This is a genomic window from Bacteroidota bacterium (genome assembly GCA_030017895.1).
In the GTDB taxonomy this organism is placed as follows: domain Bacteria; phylum Bacteroidota; class Ignavibacteria; order UBA10030; family BY39; genus JASEGV01.
In genome coordinates, this window is the sequence record JASEGV010000130.1 from 1 (window position 1) to 4300 (window position 4300).

Annotated in this window: 4 protein-coding genes; all 4 read left to right on the plus strand. The window is 36.4% G+C overall.

What is annotated here, in order from left to right:
* On the plus strand, nt 1-1680 hold a 1680-nt coding region (locus QME58_14115; GenBank protein ID MDI6804950.1), incomplete at its 5' end, for a glycosyltransferase family 39 protein.
* Nucleotides 1681-1689: 9 nt separating this feature from the next.
* Nucleotides 1690-2796: a UDP-N-acetylglucosamine 2-epimerase (non-hydrolyzing) gene (gene wecB, locus QME58_14120; protein MDI6804951.1), complete on the plus strand. Its 1107-nt coding sequence runs from the start codon at nt 1690-1692 to the stop codon at nt 2794-2796.
* A gap of 3 nt (nt 2797-2799) precedes the next feature.
* Nucleotides 2800-3633 (plus strand): glycosyltransferase family 2 protein, encoded by an 834-nt coding sequence (locus tag QME58_14125; protein ID MDI6804952.1) that lies wholly within the window; start codon nt 2800-2802, stop codon nt 3631-3633.
* Nucleotides 3634-3651: 18 nt separating this feature from the next.
* Nucleotides 3652-4278, plus strand: coding sequence for a class I SAM-dependent methyltransferase (locus QME58_14130; protein MDI6804953.1), 627 nt, complete (start codon nt 3652-3654; stop codon nt 4276-4278).
* Nucleotides 4279-4300: the final 22 nt, after the last annotated feature.

The following is a 4300-nucleotide window of genomic DNA, read 5'->3' on the forward strand; positions in this document are numbered from 1 at the left end:
TTAACCAACTATTATTTTATATTAATTGTAACTTTTCCCTTGAAGCATTACACTTGTAAGGTAAAAATGAAATCAAAACAAAAAAGTAAAACACAACCAAAAGATTTTCAAAAAAGGGAAGGGCCATATATCGTCCCAAAATTTTTGTTAGACGATAAAACATCTTATGTAATGGCAATTTTGTATTTCATCATTATGCTGTTCGTCAGCTTGAATCACCACAAAATTGGAGATTATGGAGTTGAAACTGATTTTTATTGGAGTTACATACCACACGCTCAACATATTTTAGCCGGTTATGTTGATATCGACCAATGGAAAGGCCCTGGGTACGAGTTCATTCTTGCTTTAGGTAAAATAGTTTCTACCGATTTCTTTTTTGCCGGAATGATCATTGCAATAGCCAGCGCTGCATTAGTGATACTATTTACATATAAAATTATTTCAAACCACTTTAACAAAGAATTAGCTTTTATCACAGTTCTTGGTTTAGTAACTAATTTTACATTTATCAAGTATTCCTATTCATCAGGAACTGATATGTTTTTCAACTTTCTTCAGGTACTTGTTCTATATTTTCTATTAAGGAATCAAAGATTAAGCTTGTTGGATATTGCTATCGCAGGAGCGATAACAGGTTATGCTTACATCACGCGTTACAACGCAATTGCTTTATACGCCGCAGTCATCGTTGGGTTATTACTATTAAACTACAAAATGGTCGATTGGAAAAAAAGAATTGCGGCAGCAACAAGTTTTGTATTGTCTTCACTCATTTTTGTTTTACCTTGGGGTTTGTATTGCCTTCGAGAAAAAGGAAATTTTTTTTATAACGTTAATTATTTAAATATCGCTTATAAAATGTACGGCAGAGGCAAGGTTGGTTGGGATGAATATTGGAATACTGTGGCAATAAAGTTTTCCTCTTTGTCGGATGTAATATTAGCCGACCCAATAACTTTCTTCACACACGTAACGATTAACTTTGCAGACCATTTATGGAAAGATATATCTCTCCTGATTAGCTTGCCATTAGGTATTTTCGCGTTAGGGGGAATTGTAATTCTATTATTTAAAAAGCCTGATCGGAAACAAATATTTTATTTCATATTTAGTGGCGCATTCTTTGCCATTCTAACGATTGTTTTTTACGGTGAGCGTTTTTCTCTATACCTTATACCAACGTATTTTTTGCTTGTGTCGATATTTTTTGTCTGGGAAAAAATACCTTCGCTTGGTTTTCCACATTTTGGAATCAAACATTTATTAATTTTGAGTATGTTTTTTTACACTGCATATTCGTCAATTGATCAAGTAAAATCCGACATCTCATCCGGACCGGTTGAAATTTTAGATGTACGAAATGCATTCTTCAACGAACCGGTAAATTCAGGCACTGAAAAAACCGTCATCGCACGAAAACCCCACATCGCTTATTATTTGAACATGAAATTTGAACCGTTTCCATATGTCTTTAATATCGACGAGCTAATAGAAAAATGTAAGAGCACCGGAGCCGATTATTTATATTTTAGCGGTATTGAAGCCGGCATGAGACCTCAGTTAAGTTTTCTTTTAGATCCTGGAAATGCTCCTCCTCAATTTCAACCTATTGTCAGTATAATTTATCCACCAGCAGTCCTATATAAAATTAACTTTGAAAATTCAAAAAATAATTAGAAGAGATTTATGAAAATTGCCATAGTATTCGGAACGCGTCCCGAAGCCATTAAGATGGCCCCTGTAGTAAAAGAATGTGAAAAGCGAAAATTAGATTTCATTACAATCGTAACGGCACAACACCGTGAAATGCTCGACCAGAAATTGGAGGTTTTCGGCATCGTCCCGGATTACGATTTGGATATTATGCAAGCAAACCAGGATTTGTTTTATGTAACATCGAGTGTTATCAACGAGATGAAACCGATCCTGATGAAAGAAAAACCGGATGTAATTTTAGTCCAAGGCGATACAACTACAACATTTGCAACGAGTTTAGCCGCGTTTTATTTAAAAATTCCTGTAGGACATGTAGAGGCCGGCTTACGAACTTGGAATAAATATAATCCGTTTCCCGAAGAAATAAACCGGCAGCTTACAACACGATTGGCTGATTATCACTTCGCACCAACCGAATGGTCGAAGAAAAATTTACTCAATGAAGGAGTTGATGAATATAAAATTTTCATAACCGGAAACACTGTTATAGATGCTTTGCTGATGATTGTCGACCCCAATTATCAATTTGAAGATAAATTGTTGAATGAAATAGATTACAAAAACCGCAAAGTCATTCTACTTACTTCACATCGGCGTGAAAACTTTGGTGAACCGATGAGGCAAACTTTTTCTGCATGCCGATATTTGGTCGAAACAAATTCTGATGTTGAATTAATTTACCCTGTTCACCCAAATCCAAATGTACAGAAAATGGCAAACGAAATATTACAAGGGGTTGAGCGGATACATTTGGTTGAACCACTCGATTATCGTCCCTTCGTTCAGCTTATGAACAAAGCATACTTAATAATGACAGATTCAGGTGGTGTGCAAGAAGAAGCTCCTTCATTAGGCAAACCTGTACTCGTTTTACGGAAGACAACCGAACGCCCCGAGGCAATTGAAGTCGGAACGGCGAAACTCGTAGGTACCGACAAGGAAATAATTATTCAACAAGCTCAAAAGTTATTATCCGACAAATCAGCGTATCTCGAAATGTCAACAAAAGCAAACCCTTATGGCGATGGGAAAACTGCTGAAAGAATAATCAACATCATTTTAGAAAGACTTAACTGAATAATGTCCGCTAAGCCACTCGTTTATGTAATCGTTTTGACCTGGAATGGCAAGAAGGATACCGTTGAATGTTTGAGCTCTCTGCAAAAAATTACATATACAAACTATAAAATATTGGTAGTCGATAACGCCTCGTCAGACGGGACACAAGGAGAAGTACAAAAACGATTTTCTGATATTGAATATATTTTTAACCCGACTAATTTGCGGTTTGCGAACGGAAACAATATCGGAATTGATTACGCATTAAGCAAGGGTGCCGATTACATTCTGCTTTTGAACAACGATACAACGGTTGCTGATAATTTTCTGGATGAATTAGTAAACACAGCAACGGCAAGTTTAAATATCGGAATTGTCGGACCTAAAATGTATTATCACAGCGAGCCAAACAGAATTTGGTATGCCGGCGGAAAAATCGAGTGGTGGAAGGGTTGGATTTCACACATCGGCGTTAGAGAAATTGATAACGAACAGTACTGTCAAACAAAAGAAACTGACTTTGTCACCGGTTGTTGTATGTTAGTAAAGCGAGAAGTCGTTGAAAAAGTTGGAATGCTCGACACTGCTTATTATATTTACGGCGAAGATGTCGATTGGTGCATTCGCGCTTTTCGTACAGGCTATCGGTTAATGTTTGAACCGAAGGCAAAAATTTGGCACAAACTTTCAGTGAGCACCGGCGGACATCTTTCGTGGTTTAAAAATTGGAATAAGCTGAAGAGTCAATTTAGAATAATGGTAAGATATGCAAAGTGGTATAATTATTTCACGTTCCCAGTTGGGATTGTCTTCAATGTTGCAGCAAGTTTTATAAAATTAAAAAAAATACGGTAACAATTTTATCGTCATCTATTGAATAATTCTATAACACCATACAAGATATACCATCCCGCAGCCCAGGTCGATTTGATCGAAACTCACGGTCAAAGCTGGCAAAATGAAACTCTTGAAGAAAATATAAGGTTATGCGATTATCAAACTATAACCCAGTATTTTATTAAGTATTTGCAAAAAAATGGCACAATACTCGAATCAGGTTGTGGGCTCGGCAGATGGGTGTTCTATTTAAAACGCAGAGGATACAACGTTACAGGAATCGATCTTGCATCAACGGCTGTGGAGAGCGCGAAAAAATTTGATCCCTCTATACCTATCCTGAAGGATGATGTGTTGAATTCTTCTTTTTCCAGTAATTATTTTGACTCCGTTATCTCTCTCGGTGTGGTCGAACATTTTGAAGAAGGTCCCGAAGCAGCACTACGCGAATTTTCCCGACTATTGAAAGACGACGGACTACTTTTTATTTCGGTGCCAACACAGAATTTATTACGTATTTCAATTACTAACCAGCTAAAAGAATTATTCTGGTGGTACAACAAAAAAAAGGGGGTGAAATACAAATTTGAAGAATATCGTTACACTAAAAAGCAATTCAGTAATATATTAAGGGCATCTCTAAAAACTCGCCGAATTTTGTAGAAAAAATATTTTACGTATATTT

Excerpts from the sequence above, each read along its gene's own strand:
- wecB (MDI6804951.1), top strand. The coding sequence starts at position 1,690 with ATGAAAATTGCCATAGTATTCGGAACGCGTCCCGAAGCCATTAAGATG.
- QME58_14125 (MDI6804952.1), top strand. The coding sequence starts at position 2,800 with ATGTCCGCTAAGCCACTCGTTTATGTAATCGTTTTGACCTGGAATGGC.